Source organism: Rhizobium sp. 862_C5_N1_2 (assembly GCF_051811205.1).
Taxonomy (GTDB): domain Bacteria; phylum Pseudomonadota; class Alphaproteobacteria; order Rhizobiales; family Rhizobiaceae; genus Rhizobium; species Rhizobium leguminosarum.
In genome coordinates this window covers 67,131-83,049 of the sequence record NZ_JBPWPT010000001.1, presented here as the reverse complement: position 1 = coordinate 83,049, position 15,919 = coordinate 67,131, and the positions used below count along the sequence as shown (strand labels likewise).

At 61.1% G+C, this 15,919-nt stretch carries 19 protein-coding genes; 13 read left to right on the top strand and 6 right to left on the bottom strand.

The window, feature by feature from the left end:
- Window positions 1–39: 39 nt before the first annotated feature.
- Window positions 40–2,037, bottom strand: a complete 1,998-nt coding sequence (locus ACD590_RS00430; protein WP_427147678.1) for a methyl-accepting chemotaxis protein — start codon at window positions 2,035–2,037, stop codon at window positions 40–42.
- 120 nt (window positions 2,038–2,157) lie between these two features.
- Here ACD590_RS00430 and ACD590_RS00425 point away from each other — a divergent pair, with 120 nt between their 5' ends.
- The 9 genes from ACD590_RS00425 to ACD590_RS00385 all read left to right on the top strand — a co-directional run bounded on the left by ACD590_RS00425 (window position 2,158) and on the right by ACD590_RS00385 (window position 8,043).
- On the top strand, window positions 2,158–2,301 hold the full coding sequence (locus ACD590_RS00425; RefSeq protein ID WP_439001924.1) for a hypothetical protein: 144 nt from the start codon (window positions 2,158–2,160) through the stop codon (window positions 2,299–2,301).
- Between the two features lie 154 nt (window positions 2,302–2,455).
- A complete protein-coding gene (gene rpmH / locus ACD590_RS00420) occupies window positions 2,456–2,590 on the top strand; it encodes a 50S ribosomal protein L34 (RefSeq protein WP_003545006.1) in 135 nt (44 codons plus the stop codon).
- A 21-nt stretch (window positions 2,591–2,611) separates the two neighbouring features.
- A complete protein-coding gene (gene rnpA / locus ACD590_RS00415; protein WP_439001923.1) occupies window positions 2,612–3,013 on the top strand; it encodes a ribonuclease P protein component in 402 nt (133 codons plus the stop codon).
- Entirely contained in the window at window positions 3,013–4,806 is a 1,794-nt protein-coding gene (yidC, locus tag ACD590_RS00410; RefSeq protein WP_028731646.1) for a membrane protein insertase YidC, read from the top strand. Before rnpA ends, yidC begins: the two co-directional genes overlap by 1 nt.
- Before the next feature lie 153 nt (window positions 4,807–4,959).
- Complete coding sequence (yihA, locus tag ACD590_RS00405) at window positions 4,960–5,613, top strand: ribosome biogenesis GTP-binding protein YihA/YsxC (RefSeq protein ID WP_011650240.1); 654 nt, start codon at window positions 4,960–4,962, stop codon at window positions 5,611–5,613.
- Window positions 5,614–5,880: 267 nt separating this feature from the next.
- A complete protein-coding gene (locus ACD590_RS00400; protein WP_018244551.1) occupies window positions 5,881–6,090 on the top strand; it encodes a cold-shock protein in 210 nt (69 codons plus the stop codon).
- A 133-nt stretch (window positions 6,091–6,223) separates the two neighbouring features.
- Complete coding sequence (locus tag ACD590_RS00395) at window positions 6,224–6,448, top strand: hypothetical protein (protein WP_028731647.1); 225 nt, start codon at window positions 6,224–6,226, stop codon at window positions 6,446–6,448.
- 121 nt (window positions 6,449–6,569) lie between these two features.
- Window positions 6,570–6,845 carry a hypothetical protein gene (locus ACD590_RS00390; protein ID WP_024323874.1) on the top strand — a complete coding sequence of 92 codons (276 nt, stop codon included), beginning with the start codon at window positions 6,570–6,572 and terminating at the stop codon, window positions 6,843–6,845.
- Window positions 6,846–6,966: 121 nt separating this feature from the next.
- Window positions 6,967–8,043, top strand: coding sequence for a sensor histidine kinase (locus ACD590_RS00385; protein ID WP_193446336.1), 1,077 nt, complete (start codon window positions 6,967–6,969; stop codon window positions 8,041–8,043).
- Window positions 8,044–8,183: 140 nt separating this feature from the next.
- Here the strand turns inward: ACD590_RS00385 and ACD590_RS00380 are convergent, their stop codons facing one another.
- The 3 genes from ACD590_RS00380 to ACD590_RS00370 form a co-directional block, all read right to left on the bottom strand.
- The gene (locus ACD590_RS00380) at window positions 8,184–8,738 is read right to left on the bottom strand and encodes a fasciclin domain-containing protein (RefSeq protein ID WP_439001922.1); all 555 of its coding nucleotides are present in this window, start codon (window positions 8,736–8,738) and stop codon (window positions 8,184–8,186) included.
- Between the two features lie 127 nt (window positions 8,739–8,865).
- Window positions 8,866–9,585: an anti-sigma factor gene (locus ACD590_RS00375; RefSeq protein WP_018447749.1), complete on the bottom strand. Its 720-nt coding sequence runs from the start codon at window positions 9,583–9,585 to the stop codon at window positions 8,866–8,868.
- A complete protein-coding gene (locus tag ACD590_RS00370; protein WP_018244545.1) occupies window positions 9,582–10,121 on the bottom strand; it encodes a sigma-70 family RNA polymerase sigma factor in 540 nt (179 codons plus the stop codon). Before ACD590_RS00370 ends, ACD590_RS00375 begins: the two co-directional genes overlap by 4 nt.
- A 143-nt stretch (window positions 10,122–10,264) precedes the next feature.
- Here ACD590_RS00370 and argB point away from each other — a divergent pair, with 143 nt between their 5' ends.
- Together argB and ACD590_RS00360 are read left to right on the top strand one after the other, a co-directional pair.
- Window positions 10,265–11,152 carry an acetylglutamate kinase gene (gene argB / locus ACD590_RS00365; RefSeq protein WP_439020826.1) on the top strand — a complete coding sequence of 296 codons (888 nt, stop codon included), beginning with the start codon at window positions 10,265–10,267 and terminating at the stop codon, window positions 11,150–11,152.
- A 69-nt stretch (window positions 11,153–11,221) separates the two neighbouring features.
- On the top strand, window positions 11,222–12,370 hold the full coding sequence (locus ACD590_RS00360; RefSeq protein ID WP_131704013.1) for an alpha-hydroxy acid oxidase: 1,149 nt from the start codon (window positions 11,222–11,224) through the stop codon (window positions 12,368–12,370).
- Window positions 12,371–12,437: 67 nt separating this feature from the next.
- On the opposite strand, the gene ACD590_RS00355 is transcribed toward ACD590_RS00360, so the two are convergent.
- Both ACD590_RS00355 and ACD590_RS00350 read right to left on the bottom strand, forming a co-directional pair.
- Window positions 12,438–13,208, bottom strand: coding sequence for an isocitrate lyase/PEP mutase family protein (locus tag ACD590_RS00355; RefSeq protein WP_439001921.1), 771 nt, complete (start codon window positions 13,206–13,208; stop codon window positions 12,438–12,440).
- The gene (locus ACD590_RS00350; RefSeq protein WP_113543624.1) at window positions 13,205–14,278 is read right to left on the bottom strand and encodes a bifunctional transcriptional activator/DNA repair enzyme AdaA; all 1,074 of its coding nucleotides are present in this window, start codon (window positions 14,276–14,278) and stop codon (window positions 13,205–13,207) included. The genes ACD590_RS00355 and ACD590_RS00350 overlap by 4 nt, the downstream gene beginning before the upstream one ends.
- A 102-nt stretch (window positions 14,279–14,380) precedes the next feature.
- Between ACD590_RS00350 and ACD590_RS00345 the strand changes: the two genes are divergently transcribed.
- Together ACD590_RS00345 and ACD590_RS00340 are read left to right on the top strand one after the other, a co-directional pair.
- Window positions 14,381–15,106, top strand: coding sequence for a pyrimidine 5'-nucleotidase (locus ACD590_RS00345; protein WP_439001920.1), 726 nt, complete (start codon window positions 14,381–14,383; stop codon window positions 15,104–15,106).
- 174 nt (window positions 15,107–15,280) lie between these two features.
- Complete coding sequence (locus ACD590_RS00340; protein WP_439001919.1) at window positions 15,281–15,907, top strand: calcium-binding protein; 627 nt, start codon at window positions 15,281–15,283, stop codon at window positions 15,905–15,907.
- Window positions 15,908–15,919 lie beyond the last annotated feature (12 nt).

The window sequence follows — 15,919 nt, the reverse complement described above, 5'->3', positions numbered from 1 at the left end:
GCCCGAAGGCGGCGTTCGAAGGCGCGTGATCGGTAAAGCTTAAAACTCTTCCCAGCTCTGCTCGGCTGCGGCCGCATTGCCGCCGAAGGCGCGGGCGACCTTGGCGATCGCCCGGCGGGCCGGCGAGGCAACCGGTCTTTGCGGCTCGTTGCGGACAAGCACCACAGCTGCCGGCGCATCATCCGACAGTTTGAAGCGGGCAATGAGGCGCACCAGTCCACCGGCTTCGGCCGAAAGCCTGTGCGTGGCGGCAGAGGTCTCTTCCACCATCGCAGCGTTCTGCTGTGTCACCTGGTCCATCTGGTTGACGGCGATATTGACCTCCTTGAGGCCGGTCGACTGTTCGGTCGCAGCCGTCGCGATCGAATGGATATGGTCGTTGATGGCGATAACGCGGGTGCCGATTTCGGCCAGCGCCTCGCCGGTCGCCTGGACCAGCTTGACGCCAACCTGCACCTCGTTGCCCGACTTGGTGATCAGCGCCTTGATGTCCTTGGCAGCCGTTGCCGAACGCTGGGCGAGTTCGCGCACTTCCTGCGCCACCACCGCGAAGCCCTTTCCGGCATCGCCGGCGCGTGCGGCCTCGACGCCGGCATTCAGCGCCAGCAAGTTGGTCTGGAAGGCGATCTCATCGATGACATTGATGATCTGGCTGATTTCGCGCGAGGCCTGTTCGATGCGGCCCATGGCCTCGACGGCATTGCGCACGACGACGCCGGAGCGGCCGGCATTCTCCTTGGCTTCGGACACCATGATGGTGGCTTCATGCGCCCGCTCGGTGGAATTCTGGACGACGGCGGTGATCTCGTCGAGCGCTGCCGAGGTCTCTTCGAGGGCGGCTGCCTGCTGCTCGGTGCGCTTCGACAGGTCGTCGCTGGCATTGCGCAGCTCGGCGGTGTTGCCGTTCATCGCTTCCGTCGTCTCGCGCACTTCGCGCATCGTCGCCTGCAGGGTGACGAAGGTATTGTTGACGTTCTGCTGCAGCTCGGCGAAGGCGCCCTGGAAGTTGCCGCTCATCGTCTGAGTGAGGTCGCCTTCGGCAAGGCTTGCGATGACCCGGCGGGTCTCGCCGACGCCGGCATCGACGCTCGACAGCAGCGTGTTGATGTTGCCGGCGAACTGGTTGAGGTTGTCGTCCTCGTAGTCCTTGCTGATGCGGTGGCCGAAATCGCCGGCCGCAGCCGCAGCCACGACGACGGACATGCTCGACTGCAGGTCGTCGCTCTTGGCGCGCATCGCCGCCTCCTGGGCGTTCAAGCGCTTGACGGCGAGGCCGTTCGCCTTGAAGACCGCAACCGCTGCGGCCATCTCGCCGATTTCGTCCGGACGGCCGGCAAAGGGGACCTCGGCGTCGAAATTGCCATCGGCGACTTCCTTGATCGCATGGGTGACGCGCTTGATCGGGCGGCTGAGATGGCTGGTGCCGATATAGAAGCCCATGCCGATGCCGACCGCGATGCCGATGCCGGTGATGCTGAGCACAAGCATCAGCACCTGGGAGCGGAAGCTCTCGATCTCGGCGTTGACGGTTTCCAGTGCTGCCTTGTCGGTGGCGACCACAGCATCGATTTCCGCCTGGAACGCCTTGCGGTTGGCGCGGTTGGCGTCATTGTTGCCCTGTTGGCCGGCGGCTTCGGGGCCGACTTCCGTGCCGAGGCGGGCGGTCTCCGTGCGGAAGGTGCGGAATTCCGCGGCGCGGGCGACAAGCTTGGCAAAATCGGCCTTCTGGCTCTCGGGAACGAGCGGCGCCCAGCCCGAGATGACCTTGTCGATCTCGTCGAGGTCGGCCATCAGGCCCTTGGCGAAGTTCGGCGTATCCTTGATCGTCTTGGCCGCATAGATGCCGCGCGATTCCATGACCACCGCCGTGACGAAACGGTTGAGCCGTTCGCCGGCATAGGCGCGGGCGGCGGCATGCTCGTAAGCCGTCAGGTTGCGACTGTATTCGTGCATGGCCGACAATGCTGTTGCGCCGATCAGAAGTGCGACCGCACCCATCACGCAAACCAGCAGATTAATTTTGCCCCGGATCTTCAATGCAATGCTCCTAGCTACGCCACTGCCTGGAAAGCAAATTCCCAGTCGATGGTTGAATATCGGCGAAATTTATTAAAGTTAGATTTCTAATATTTACGATTATGGCTTCGGAAAGGATCCGTGCCGAATGCGGTCGGGCGGCGTAAACGCCTGAAAACCGGGGCGATCGATCTGCCGTGGCGCAAAACTACAACCACTCAGGGCATGCCTTATTTCTTAACACCAGAGTGCGAAATTACTTTCGAGGCCGGCAGTGCAGAGTGAAATTATCCGGCATAATTGACTTTTGCGGGCTTCATCCTTATAAGCCCGCGCACGTTCGGTCACTCAAGCCTTTCATGGCCCGCCCGTTCGAAAAACAACGCTCCTTGCATTATGCAAATTCAAGAAGGGCCGCACTCCGCGGTGTTTAAAATAAATGAAGCGTACCTACCAACCATCCAAGCTTGTTCGCAAGCGTCGCCACGGTTTCCGTGCCCGCATGTCCACGAAGGGTGGCCGCAAGGTCATCGCAGCCCGCCGCGCGCAGGGCCGCAATCGTCTGTCGGCGTAAGGCCGGGTAGCCCGGTAAGAGATGGCGGGCGAATTGACGACCAGTGAGAAGAAACACACTGTCGGGCGGCTGAAGAGCCGCCCGCAGTTTCTTGCCGTACGCGAGGGCAAAAAACGCCGAGGCGGCCTCTTCCTTCTCGAAGTCCTCGACCGGAAGGAACCCGACAGCCAGGCACGCGTCGGTTTTACAGTCACCAAAAAACATGGCAACGCGGTCGAACGGAACCGCATGCGCCGCCGCCTGAAAGAGGCGGTGCGGCTTCATGCGGGGTTTGCAATGCAGCCCGGACACGACTATGTGGTTGTCGCGCGCAGGGACGTGCTTGACGCGTCCTTCCAGGAATTGGCCGCGGAACTGAAATCCCGCGTGGAAACCAGGCCGAAACACCGGCGCTCCGGAGACGGACGCCCCAGGAACGTATGATGGAAAACAACCGCAATTACTTCATTGCGATCGCTCTCTCGGTGCTGATCGTCCTCGGCTGGCAGTTTCTCTATATGAATCCGCGCATCGAGGCCCAGCGCAAGGCGCAGGAAGCCCAGAAGGCGCAGCAGCAGACCGAGCAGGTGCAGCAGCCGGCAGCAGGCGGCGAGACGCCGGCCCAGCCGAGCGGTACGGCCCCTTCCGGCCAGGCAGCCGCGACGGCGACGCTCGAGCAGGCGCTGGCAAAGACCCCGCGTGTCGTCATCGACACCCCAGCACTTTCCGGCTCGATCAACCTTGCCGGCGCCCGCCTCGACGATCTGAAGCTCAAGGGCTATCACGAGACCGTCGACGACTCGAGCCCGATCATCACGCTGTTCAGCCCGGCCGAGACCAAGGACGGCTATTTCACCGAGCTCGGCTATATCGGCAGCGACGCAACGGGCAATGTTCCCGGCGCCTCGACGCTGTGGACCGCACCTGAGGGCGCCAAGCTCACCGAAAAGACGCCGGTAACGCTCTCCTATACCAACGACAAGGGCCTGACCTTTACCCGCACGATTTCGGTCGACGAACGCTACATGTTCACCGTCGCCGACAAGATCAGCAATGCCGGCCAGGCGCCTGCTTCGCTGTCTTCCTACGGCCGGGTGACGCGCTACAACAAGCCGACGACACCCTCCGTCTACGTGCTGCATGAAGGCTTCATCGGCGTCATCGGGGAAGACGGCCTGATCGAAACCAAATATAGCGCCGCCGAAAAGGAAGCCGTGATGCCGGCGAAATCCACCGGCGGCTGGCTTGGCATTACCGACAAATACTGGGCGGCGACGATCGTTCCGCCGCAGAGTGCGGCCTATGAGGCGCGCTTCTCGCACTTTGCCGATGGCCAGCCGCGCTATCAGGCCGATTACAAGGACGATGCCTTCACCGTTGCGCCCGGCCAATCGATCGAGCTGAAGAACCTCGTCTTCGCCGGCGCCAAGGAAGTGCCCGTCATCGACGGCTATGAGGCCAGCTACTCGATCCCGAAGTTCGACCGGCTGATCGACTGGGGCTGGTTCTATTTCATCACCAAGCCGATGTTCAAGCTGATGGACTTCTTCTTCCGCTACTTCGGCAATTTCGGCGTGGCGATCCTGTGCACCACCATCGTCGTCAAGGCTCTGTTCTTCCCGCTCGCCAGCAAGCAGTACGCTTCGATGGCAAACATGAAGCGCATGCAGCCGAAGATGGAGGAGCTGAAGGCGAAATTCGCCGACGATCGGATGGGGCTGCAGCAGGCGACGATGCAGCTCTACAAGGAAGAAAAGATCAATCCGATCGCCGGCTGCTGGCCGGTGGCGCTGCAGATCCCGATCTTCTTCTCGCTCTACAAGGTGATCTACATCACCATCGAAATGCGGCACGCGCCGTTCTTCGGCTGGATCAAGGACCTTTCGGCGCCCGACCCGACGACGATCGTCAATCTGTTCGGCCTGTTGCCGTTCGAGGCGCCGACCATTCTACATCTCGGCGTCTGGCCGCTGATCATGGGCGTCACCATGTTCGTGCAGATGCGCATGAACCCGACGCCGCCCGATCCGACACAGGCGATGATCTTCAACTGGATGCCGCTGGTGTTCATGTTCATGCTGGCAAGCTTCCCGGCCGGCTTGGTCATCTACTGGGCCTGGAACAACACGCTCTCGGTAGCGCAGCAGGGGGTGATCATGAAGCGCCACGGCGTCAAGGTCGAACTCTTCGACAATCTGAGGGGTCTGTTCCGACGAAAAACGGCGCCATCGAAATGACGCTTGCCAAGCCCCGCTCCGGCGGGGCTTTTCTTTTCCAGCAGCGGAAGAAGGAGGCAAAGCAATAGGCTGCAAACGGCCTCGAAGCTTGACATCCGCCCGCAAAACCACGAAGCCCGGTAAAAGACCCAACCCAGAGATTGCAGAGCCCGCATGCCCGAAACCGAAAAGCCGCTCTTCGGCCACCCATGGATCTTCATCCGCGGCGTACCGTCCCTGAACTTCCTGCCGCCGGAAGGGCCGTTGGAAGTGGCCTTTGCCGGTCGCTCGAATGTCGGTAAATCCTCGCTGATCAATGCGCTGGTCGGCCAGAAGGGCCTGGCGCGCACCTCGAACACGCCGGGACGCACGCAGGAACTCAATTATTTCGTGCCGGACGGCTATTCCGGCGAAGGCGGCGACCTGCCGCCGACGGCCATCGTCGACATGCCGGGCTATGGATATGCGCAGGCGCCGAAGGAGCAGGTCGACAAGTGGACCAAACTCGTCTTCGATTATCTGCGCGGCCGCGCGACGCTGAAGCGCGTCTATGTGCTGATCGACAGCCGCCACGGCATCAAGAAGAACGACGATGACGTGCTTGATCTGCTCGACAAGGCCGCCGTCTCCTACCAGATCGTGCTGACCAAGACCGACAAGATCAAGGCGGCTGGCGTGCCGAAGCTGCTTGCGGAAACGGCGGAAAAGATCCGCAAGCGCCCGGCCGCCTATCCCGGCGTGCTGTCCACTTCGTCCGAAAAGGGCGATGGGCTGGACGAACTGCGCCAGGCGATCGCCGAAACCGTCGGCATCGCCCGCTGGAAGTAAAGGGCGTACGCGCCCCGGACGCGGCGCCCTGTTTGGTGTAAAGGCTTTCGCGACATCCCATAGTTGAACTTAGCGCCAATGGAAAACTAACGGTTGACGACGCAAGCTTGATGAGCTAGATAGCGAGCATCGAATTTTGCTTGCTGGCTTGGTTATCGCGCGATTGGCACCGCGCCCTGAACGAACTTCCTTTCAAAAATCGCTATCACCATCCGCATCGCCTTGGCGTTGCGGTTTTTCAATATTGCTATGAAAGGGTTCATCATCATGGCCACTGGCACAGTTAAATGGTTCAATTCCACCAAAGGCTTCGGCTTCATTCAGCCTGATAATGGCGGCGACGACGCCTTCGTTCACATCTCCGCCGTCGAGCGCGCCGGAATGCGCGACCTCGTCGAAGGCCAGAAGATCGGCTTCGACCTCGAGCGTGACAACAAGTCGGGCAAGATGTCCGCTTGCAATCTCCAGAACGCTTAAATCGGTATCTGCTTCCCTTTGACCACGGATGTACTGGCACTGCCGGAAGCACGTTATCAATCCAAGGCCAGGCGATTTGCCTGGCCTTTTTTGTTTTCGCTCGCGCGTCGAGCCCTCCCGTATCGGAGCCAACATGACAGAGACATACAGCAAATCTCGCCAGCGGGCGGAGATTGCCTTCGGCAGCGTCCAGACCCAGTTCTTCGCGAAGAACCAGGCGGCCGAAGAGCTCGAATCCGACGCCCAATCGCAGCAGGCAAAGACGTTGCGGCTGCGGGAAGCCCGGCTTGCGAGGGAACAGAGTGACCGGGTGTCGGCAACCTCTGCCCTCATTGCCAAACGCGCCAGGGCTCGCTGAGATCACCACCCGATCGACAGGGCTCGAGACTTAAACCGCGTCTGAAATGACGGGCTTGCAGATCGCGCGCTGCAGCATGGCCGAAGGCGTGCTGGCATTCACTCGCACCAAGGAAGCGTCAATGGCAGAGACTGCGAACGAACTTCAATCGATCAATACGGCCTGGCAGATCGCCATTCAGGAGATCCTGCGCATGGTCATCAGAGACATGTATCACGGCGGCGGCGAAGCGTCGTTCAGGACCCATATCAAACGTATCGAAGAAGCGGCCGTCGACAGCATTTACACGGATTTGCGGCTGCGCGGGACTGATGAATGGACGGAAGTCTTGGTCAAGGAAAGGGCGAGCAATTTCGTCACGACCCTGCTGACGTCATTTACCTATGACCGGGCTTAAATCACCCTGGGGCCGGCAATCGATGGACGAGCCGCCGATCAGCGCTTGCGTCCCCGCAGTTTTTGAAGCAACCCTAGTTCTCCTGCCGTGCGGGAGCAGCCGCGTCCACGAGTAATATTTGATGACCGATAGCAAAGACCCGCCGATTTCGCCGGAAGGCGTCGGCAACTTGCCCCATCTTGCCGAAGCCCTCGATGACGACCGGTTTCGACACTTTCTCGATCATGTGCCATTCGCGGTGGCTGTTTCCGAACTCGGTGGCGACGAGCCGCTGATTTACGTCAACCTCGAATTCGAACGGCTGACGGCGCTTGAGGCAACCGCGGTCCAGGGAAAACCCTGGGCGGAAATTGAATTGGAGTCCATCGCCGTCTCCGGAGAGGTGCCGCTCACGGCCGCTGTGACCTCTGCGGAGGAGTATATTGGTGCCTTCTCGCTGGCGGCCGAACCCGAGAACACCGTCATTGTCGATGTCTGGTCGAATACGATCGTCGACGACGATGACACGCCACTCTTCCGATTGGTGGCCTTTGCTGCCCGCAATGAGGCGACGGCCGCTGAGAGCTTCAGCGAACTGCTGACGGAGAAAGATGTCCTTCTGCGGGAACTTCAACATCGCGTGAAGAACAATCTTCAGATGATCACGGCGCTCATCCGAATGGAGGCGCGCAATGCTCAACAGAATGAGGAAAGCGAGAGGTTTGCACGGCTTGCCGGGCGGATTGAAGCTTTAGCCCTGCTCTATCGCTCGCTGTCGGACGAAGAGAAAGGCGCCACAGTCGATCTTGGCACCTATGTCAGCCAGATTGCCGCCTCGGTAATGGCGGCCCACGCGGTGGAAGGGATCCGGCTGGACATGAAGGTCGATACCTGGCCGGTTTCGGTCGATGTCGCCATGCCGGCCGGTCTCGTCATCAACGAACTCCTCACCAATACGCTGAAGCATGCCTTCGTGGGGCGTGATGGCGGCGAAATCACGCTCCGCTGTGTCGTCAGCGATACCGGATGCAGGATCACCGTTGCTGATAACGGGGTCGGTCTTCCCCAGGATGTAACCTGGCCGCAACCGGGAAAGCTGAGCGCGATGATCGTACAGTCGCTGAAACAGAATGCCCGCGCCGAGGTTGAAGTGAGCTCGTCCCCTGACACCGGCATGAGTGTCTCCCTCGTCTTCCCGAGAGCCGAAGCGGCCCGATAGAGCGCCGCGCGTCTTTTCAGACGCGCTAGAGCCTTTCCGAAAATCGATTCCGATTTTCGGGGTTATGCGCTAGCCACCACATCGATTTGTGTTTGGGGCGCCCCAAGAGCGCCCCAATGTGTCTGCCGATACCAGCGGGCTTACATCTTCGGCAGCAGCACCTTGTCGACGACGTGAATGACGCCGTTCGACTGCTTGACGTCGGCAATCGTCACATGGGAGACGCCGCCGTTTTCATCGGTCAACGTGATCTTGCCCATGCTTTCCTTGGCTTTCAGCACACAGCCGCCGACGGTCTTGATGTCGTGCTCGCCGCCGTCATCCTTGATCATCTTGGCAACGGTCTTGGCCATCGCATCGGCGGCAACGACGTGGCAGGTCAGAACCTTGGTCAGCGTCGCCTTGTTTTCCGGTTTCAGCAGTGTATCGACGGTGCCTTTCGGCAGCGCGGCAAAGGCTTCGTTGGTCGGCGCAAAGACGGTGAAGGGGCCCTTGCCCTCGAGCGTGCCGACCAGGCCGGCGGCCTTGACGGCGGCGACCAGCGTCGTGTGATCCTTGGAGTTCACGGCGTTCTCGATGATGTTCTTGCTATCGAACATCGCAGCACCGCCGACCACCGGGTTCTTGGCGGCAGCAAAGGCGACGGCGGACATGGCAGTGGCGAGCGCGAAGCCGCACAATACGGACTTGATCATGATTTTCTCCTCACCGGACACCATCCGCGGGCTTTATGCCTGAGCGTCGTCCGGACAATTCGAACTACGGAGGGCCGCGCCGAAGAGTTTCAGACAGGAGAAAATGATTTCACGGCCGGCACCCGATTTACGGCCTGTGCAAGGGACCGCTTGCGATCACCGGACCGGTCGCCTGTCCGGTCGGCGAGCCGCCGAAGGGTTCGAGGCTGACGGCAAGCGTTGCGCCATCGGCGACTTGGCTGCGCAGATCGGCGGGAATGACAAGTTCACCGCTTTCGCCCGGCTGGAAGACGCCGAGCGATCTGGTCATGCCGCTGCCCGGTACCAGCCAGAGTTCCAGCGACTTCTCCTCCGGCTTGCCGGCGGCGACCGGCACGATCTTCAGCCGGCCGCTCTGCAGCTCATAGGAGGCGAGAAGATTGATGGTGCTGTTCTGGCCCGAAAGCGAGGCTACCAGCGGTGCCGGCCCCTGCGGCTCCGGCACCACGCCGGAAGCGAAGATGACGGCGCTGACGGCGACGACGATGCAAGCAAAGCTCAGCGAGCGCCAGAATACGGCGGAATTCCAGAGCCCTTGCGAAAAGGATGCGGGCCTTTGGCCATCGCCGAAAAGCCGCGCCTCGATCTGCTTGAAGGTTTCCCGGTTCGGAGCGGCGGCTTCATACTCGTCATTGAAGGAGGAGAGGTTGGTTTCCCAACGGCTGACGATCGCAGCGAAAGGCCGATCGTGGCGCATGCGCTCTTCCACCACCCGGCGATCCTGCAGCGACAGGACGCCAAGCACATATTCGCCGGCGAGAACCTCGTCGCGGGAGCGGTCTCCCTTGCTTTTGTCGGGCGATGTCATCGTTCCATGCACTCTCTCAGTTTCAAGAGGCTGCGCCTGAGCCAGGTCCGCATCGTGTTCAGCGGGACACCAAACTGATCGGCCAGTTCCTGATAGCTCAGCCCTTCGACATAAGCCCGTTTCACCGCGACCGCACGATCAGCTTCCAACTCTTCCATGCAGGTGTCAATCCGCCTTCCTTCATCCTTCGTCACCGTCTGCATTTCCGGGTCGGGCCCGGCATCGGCAAGATCATAGACCGTATCCAATTCGTCGGCGACGGGCTTGCGGGCCCGCAGCGCATCGATCGACCGGTTGCGGGCTATCGCAGCCAGCCATGCCGATGACGAACCCGAGGCGACGGAGAAGCTGCGCGCGCGCTGCCAGATGCTGATATAGACTTCCTGCAGGGCCTCGTCGGCTTCCGTGCGATCCTTCAAGATACGCAGGCAGATCGAGAAAAGTTTCGGTCCGGTCTGATTGTAGAGGGCCACGAAAGCCCTGCGGTCGCCGAGTGCGACGCGGCCGATCAGGTCTGCGATGTCATCGCCTTGCATGCCGTTCCTCATCTCAAGCTTGCGTGCGCCAGACGGTAACGGCGTCCGGCTCCGCGCCAGATACGAAAAACTATTGCCCTCTGGATTATTCCCTCTGTCAGAAACTTGCGATAAAAGGCCGCGAACAATTCTGCGGGGTTCCCATGAACGAAACCGAAAGCGAAATGCAGGCACGGCTTCTGGCCAAGGCACTGCCCTTCATGCAGCGTTACGAGAACAAGACGATTGTCGTGAAATATGGCGGCCACGCCATGGGCAATCCCGAGCTCGGCAAGGCCTTTGCCAGCGACATCGCCCTGTTGAAGCAGTCCGGCGTCAACCCGATCGTCGTTCATGGCGGCGGCCCGCAGATCGGCGCCATGCTGAGCAAGATGGGCATCGAATCGAAATTCGAGGGCGGGCTTCGCGTCACCGACCAGAAGACGGTCGAGATCGTCGAGATGGTGCTCGCCGGCTCGATCAACAAGGAAATCGTTGCGCTCATCAACCAGACCGGCGAATGGGCGATCGGCCTTTGCGGCAAGGACGGCAACATGGTCTTCGCCGAAAAGGCGCGCAAGACCGTCAAGGATCCGGATTCGAACATCGAGCGCGTGCTCGATCTCGGATTAGTCGGCGAAGTGGTCGAGGTCGACCGCACGCTGCTCGATCTGCTCGCCCGCTCCGAGATGATCCCGGTCATCGCCCCCGTCGCGCCTGGCCGAGACGGCGCCACCTACAATATCAACGCCGATACCTTTGCCGGCGCCATTGCCGGCGCGCTCAACGCCACCCGGCTGCTGTTCCTCACCGATGTGCCCGGCGTGCTCGACAAGAACGGCCAGCTCCTCAAGGAGCTTTCCGTCGCCGAAGCGCATGCTCTGATCGCCGACGGCACGATTTCGGGCGGCATGATCCCGAAGGTCGAGACCTGCATCGATGCGATCAAGGCCGGCGTGCAGGGCGTCGTCATCCTGAACGGCAAGACCGCCCATTCCGTGCTGCTCGAGATCTTCACCGAGCACGGCGTCGGAACACTGATCGTTCCCTGATCGAGGCTGCGCCCTTCACTTGCGAAGGGCGGATCTTCCTCACACGGGAACAGGGTATCGGGGAAAGAAATGCGCCTGACAGACTGCTATAATTTTCACGATTTCCGGCGCATGGCCAAACGGCGTCTTCCCGGACCGATATTCGACTATATCGACGGCGGTGCCGATGATGAGGTGACGTACCGGCGCAATACGGCGGCCTTCGAGGCTTGCGATCTGGTGCCTGACGTTTTGCGCGGTGTGGCCGAGGTCGACATGTCGGTGACCGTGATGGGGCAGAAGCTCGCAATGCCGGTCTATTGCTCACCGACGGCGTTGCAGCGCCTTTTTCACCACCAGGGGGAGCGGGCGGTCGCGGCGGCGGCGGCAAAACATGGCACGATGTTCGGCGTCTCCTCGCTCGGCACGATCAGCCTGGAGGAAGCCAGAACGATCAGCAACGGGCCGCAGGTCTATCAGTTCTATTTCCACAAGGACCGCGGCCTCAATCGCGAGATGATGGCGCGAGCGAAAAAGGCCGGCGTGCAGGCGATGATGCTGACGGTCGACAGCATCACCGGCGGCAACCGCGAGCGCGACAAGCGCACCGGCTTTGCCATTCCCTTCAAGCTCAATCTTGCCGGCATGACCCAGTTCGCGATCAAGCCTTCCTGGGCGATCGACTGGCTGACGCACGAGCGCTTCCGGCTGCCGCAGCTCGAAAACCACGTCAAGATGGATGGCGGCGCGCTGTCGATCAGCCGATACTTCACCGAGATGCTGGACCCCTCGATGTCGTGGGACGACGTGGCGGAGATGGTGCGCGAATGGGGCGGGCCATTCTGCCTGAAGGGCATCATGTCGGTCGAAGACGCCAAGCGCGCGGCCGAGATCGGCTGCAGCGGCATCGTGCTTTCCAATCATGGCGGGCGCCAGCTCGACGGCTCGCGCAGCGCATTCGACCAGTTGGCCGAGATCGTCGACGCCGTCGGCGACCGGATCGACGTGATGATGGATGGCGGCGTGCAGCGGGGAACGCATGTTCTTAAAGCGCTGTCGCTGGGGGCGAAGGCCGTCGGGCTCGGGCGCTACTATCTCTTCCCGCTTGCCGCTGCCGGACAGCCCGGCGTCGAACGGGCGCTGGAGACGATGCGTACCGAGATCGAGCGCGGCATGAAGCTGATGGGCTGCACCTCGGTCAGCCAGCTCAGCCGGCGGAATCTGCGCTTCCGTTCCTGAGCAGAACGAGATTTCATTCCGGGCCGCAGCCTTCCGCACCAGATCTGCGGCCCTCGGGCATTCGACGTCAGAGCAGGCTATAGATCGCCGCTGCCTCCTGTTTCAACTTTTCCATCATCGACCGGTAAGGCCCCGGGCCATAACTGACGCGGCCGACACCGAGCTTGGCGAGCGTCTTCACGTCAGGGGCGCCTGTCCGCATCATGATATTGACCGGCAACGGCGATGCGGCGCAGATCTTCTCGATCAAGGCGGGATCGATCAGACCGGGAACGAAGAAGCCGCTGCCGCCGGCCGCCGCATAGGCCTTGCCTCGCTCGATCGCCTCGTCCACCAGACCGGCATGTTTGGCAAGATCGCTCTCGGCCAGGAAAAGATCGGTGCGGGCATTGATGAAGAAGGGAATGCCCTCGCCTTCCGCCATGGCGCGAATGGCGCGGATGCGGGCAGCCTGCCTCTCGGCCGGATAAAGCCCGCCACCGCCGACCACCTGATCCTCGAAATTGATGCCGACGGCGCCGACCTCCACCAGCTTGGCGACGTTGGCGGCGGCCCCCTCAGGCTCGGCCGAATAGGCGCCTTCGAAATCGACAGAAAGCGGCAGATCGACGACAGCGGTGATGGATTTTGCTGTCTCGACCAGCACCGACATCGGCAGCTTTTCGCCGTCGGCATAACCATGGGCTGCGGCGACCGACCAGCTTCCTGTGGCAAGCGCCTTGGCGCCGGCATCGGTCACCGCCTTCGCCGTCCCGGCATCCCAGATATTGTAGAGAACAAGCGGAGCGCCCTTGCGGTGCAATGCGCCGAATGCCTTGGCCTTTTCGTTCTGGTTCATGCTGTCTCTTCCATCTTTGCTTGCGTGCTGATCTTCTCTTCATGCCGCAGTAGCCATTGCTTGCGCCAGAGCCCGCCGCCATAGCCTGTCAACGAACCATCGGCGCCGAGGATGCGATGGCAGGGCACGATGATGGCAAGCTGGTTGGCCCCGTTGGCGCGGCCGACGGCACGCACCACTTCAGGCCTTTCCATCTCCCTTGCAAGATCGCCATAGGCGCGCGTCTGGCCGGCAGGGATATCGATGAGCTTTGCCCAGACATGTTTTTCGAAGGGCGTGCCGCCGAGTGCCAATGGCGTCCTGAAGACAGTCAGCCGCCCTTCGAAATAATCCCGGATTTCTGCCTCGATCTGGTCGATCGCCGGCGTGCGGCCGATCGCAACCGAGGAGCGGACACGCTTCTGCAGCGCCTCGAGCTCGGTCGGCAGTGCCTTGCGGTCGTGGAATTCGAGAAGGTGGAGATGCGTCTGGTCGGCAACGGCCACCATCGGTCCAAGCGGCGTCTCGAACCAGTCGGCAAAGAGAAGTTCACGGTTCTGCGAGAGCGCCGGCGCCTTGCCGACGAGCCGCTGAAAAGCCGTCCGGAAACCACTTGGAGATTCATATCCCGCCTCAAGCTGCGCATCGATGACGCGCGCGCCATCGGCCAGTTGCCGGGCCGCTTCACCCAGCCGGCGATAACGGACGATATCGTGAAAGGTCATGCCGAGCGCCCGCTTGAAGGCGCGACGCACGGTCGAGGGATCGTGTCCTCGGCGCACAAGCTCATCCTCGGTCCAGCGCAGCTGCGGCTCGCGGTCCAGTGCGGCAAGCAGCTCATCGACGATCGGTTCCCTGCCCGGCTGCTCCAGCGGCCTGCAGCGCTGGCACGGACGGAAGCCGGAATGCATGCAGGCGGCGATCGTGTCGAAAAAGATGGTATTTTCCCGCTTCGGCTTGCGCGCCGGGCAGGTCAGGCGACAGAAAATGCCTGTCGTCTTGACGCAGACATAGGCCTGACCCTCGTAATCGGCGCTGCGCGCGATCAGGGCATCATAGAGCGTATCATCATCGGGGCGTTCGAAAAGCATGACCGCTTTCTAACATTCCGTGCCTGCGCCGTCCGCCGAAAATCGGGCGTCTATTCTTTCTTGTCGATTTCCTTGCGGCAGCAGCCGTGCCATAAGACCGCCATGACCAAGATCGACCGCACGCCTGATAAATCCGATTTCGAGCACGTCACAGACTGGGTCTTCGACCTCGACAACACGCTCTATCCGCATCATGTCAATCTCTTCGCGCAGATCGACAAGAACATGACCGCCTATGTCGCGGCACTCCTGCAGATGGAGCGGGAAGAGGCGCGCAAGCTGCAGAAGCAATATTACCTCGACCATGGCACGACGCTGCAGGGCTTGATGATCCATCACGGCATCGACCCGAACGACTTCCTCGAGAAGGCACATGCGATCGACTACACGGCGCTGACGCCGCAGCCGGAACTCGGCGAGGCGATCAAGGCGCTGCCGGGGCGCAAGTTCATCTTCACCAATGGCAGCGTCAAGCATGCCGAAATGACGGCAGAGGCGCTCGGCATTCTCGATCATTTCGACGACATCTTCGATATCGTCGCTGCCGACTACGTGCCGAAGCCGGCGCAGGCGACCTACGACAAGTTCACAGCGCTGAAGCGGGTCGAAACCACCAAGGCCGCCATGTTCGAGGATCTACCGCGCAACCTGACGGTGCCGAAGGCGCTCGGCATGCAGACCGTGCTGCTCGTGCCGCGCAATCTGGAAGAGACGGTCGTCGAATGGTGGGAAAAGACCAGCGGCGAGGAGGATCATATCGATTTCGTCACCGACGATCTCGCCGCTTTTCTCCGCAAGATTATCGGCTTCGGCAAGGTTACCGGCTGACGGCTTTAGGTCTTTATTTGATACATGTCGCTCTCCCAAAAACCGCTGCACAGTTTTGGGCGACATGCATTAGATTACCAAGTTTTCACTCAGCTTACCGATGTTTAACTGGGTCTTCCGGGGCTGCGGCCATATCTTCTTTCGTGAGGGGACACCTTACGAAAGGCAAACACGATGTACCGCAACAAGCTGATACTGGCAGCGCTTTCCTCCACCCTCATCTTCGGTGCAACCGCCGGGGCAGGCTTTGCCGCACCCGGCGACGGGCCGCGCCAGCACGCCGGCATGCACGGTCCGGGGGCTGCTGCCTTCCGCGAAATCACCTATGTCCGCATGCTCAAGCAATTCGACGCGAATAAGGACGGGAAGGTCTCCAAGGACGAGGCAACGGCCGGCATCGACAAGCTCTTCGCCGCGATCGACACCAACAAGGACGGTTCGCTGACACCGGGCGAAATCCGTGAGTACCGGCAAACGCAGATGCAGGCGATGAGAGATCAGCGCAAGCAGGAGGCCGGCGAAAACAAGGATGCGAATGCCGCAGCCGCGACGCCAGACAATAACGACCAAGGACGGCCGCCGCGCGATGGTCACGGTGGTCGTGACGGAGATCGCTGGATGCGCCATGGCGGCAACTTCATGCGCGCTTCGATGATGATTCACCGGGTCGACACCGACCAGAACGGCCAGATTTCCAAACAGGAAGCCGAAGCCGCCTTCGACAAGCTGTTCACCCGGATGGACCGCAACAAGGACGGTGTCATATCGATCGACGACATGCCGGACCGGCCGCTGCTCTAGAACAGGATTTTT

What these genes read in the sequence shown, in the direction of transcription:
- rnpA (WP_439001923.1), top strand. Translation starts at nt 2,612, where the DNA reads ATGGCGGGCGAATTGACGACCAGTGAGAAGAAACACACTGTCGGGCGG.
- ACD590_RS00355 (WP_439001921.1), bottom strand. Translation starts at nt 13,208, where the DNA reads ATGAACCAGAACGAAAAGGCCAAGGCATTCGGCGCATTGCACCGCAAG.
- ACD590_RS00380 (WP_439001922.1), bottom strand. Translation starts at nt 8,738, where the DNA reads ATGATCAAGTCCGTATTGTGCGGCTTCGCGCTCGCCACTGCCATGTCC.
- rpmH (WP_003545006.1), top strand. Translation starts at nt 2,456, where the DNA reads ATGAAGCGTACCTACCAACCATCCAAGCTTGTTCGCAAGCGTCGCCAC.
- ACD590_RS00395 (WP_028731647.1), top strand. Translation starts at nt 6,224, where the DNA reads ATGACAGAGACATACAGCAAATCTCGCCAGCGGGCGGAGATTGCCTTC.
- yidC (WP_028731646.1), top strand. Translation starts at nt 3,013, where the DNA reads ATGGAAAACAACCGCAATTACTTCATTGCGATCGCTCTCTCGGTGCTG.
- ACD590_RS00340 (WP_439001919.1), top strand. Translation starts at nt 15,281, where the DNA reads ATGTACCGCAACAAGCTGATACTGGCAGCGCTTTCCTCCACCCTCATC.
- ACD590_RS00385 (WP_193446336.1), top strand. Translation starts at nt 6,967, where the DNA reads ATGACCGATAGCAAAGACCCGCCGATTTCGCCGGAAGGCGTCGGCAAC.
- ACD590_RS00350 (WP_113543624.1), bottom strand. Translation starts at nt 14,278, where the DNA reads ATGCTTTTCGAACGCCCCGATGATGATACGCTCTATGATGCCCTGATC.
- ACD590_RS00360 (WP_131704013.1), top strand. Translation starts at nt 11,222, where the DNA reads ATGCGCCTGACAGACTGCTATAATTTTCACGATTTCCGGCGCATGGCC.
- ACD590_RS00400 (WP_018244551.1), top strand. Translation starts at nt 5,881, where the DNA reads ATGGCCACTGGCACAGTTAAATGGTTCAATTCCACCAAAGGCTTCGGC.
- ACD590_RS00375 (WP_018447749.1), bottom strand. Translation starts at nt 9,585, where the DNA reads ATGACATCGCCCGACAAAAGCAAGGGAGACCGCTCCCGCGACGAGGTT.
- ACD590_RS00390 (WP_024323874.1), top strand. Translation starts at nt 6,570, where the DNA reads ATGGCAGAGACTGCGAACGAACTTCAATCGATCAATACGGCCTGGCAG.
- yihA (WP_011650240.1), top strand. Translation starts at nt 4,960, where the DNA reads ATGCCCGAAACCGAAAAGCCGCTCTTCGGCCACCCATGGATCTTCATC.
- ACD590_RS00370 (WP_018244545.1), bottom strand. Translation starts at nt 10,121, where the DNA reads ATGCAAGGCGATGACATCGCAGACCTGATCGGCCGCGTCGCACTCGGC.
- ACD590_RS00345 (WP_439001920.1), top strand. Translation starts at nt 14,381, where the DNA reads ATGACCAAGATCGACCGCACGCCTGATAAATCCGATTTCGAGCACGTC.
- argB (WP_439020826.1), top strand. Translation starts at nt 10,265, where the DNA reads ATGAACGAAACCGAAAGCGAAATGCAGGCACGGCTTCTGGCCAAGGCA.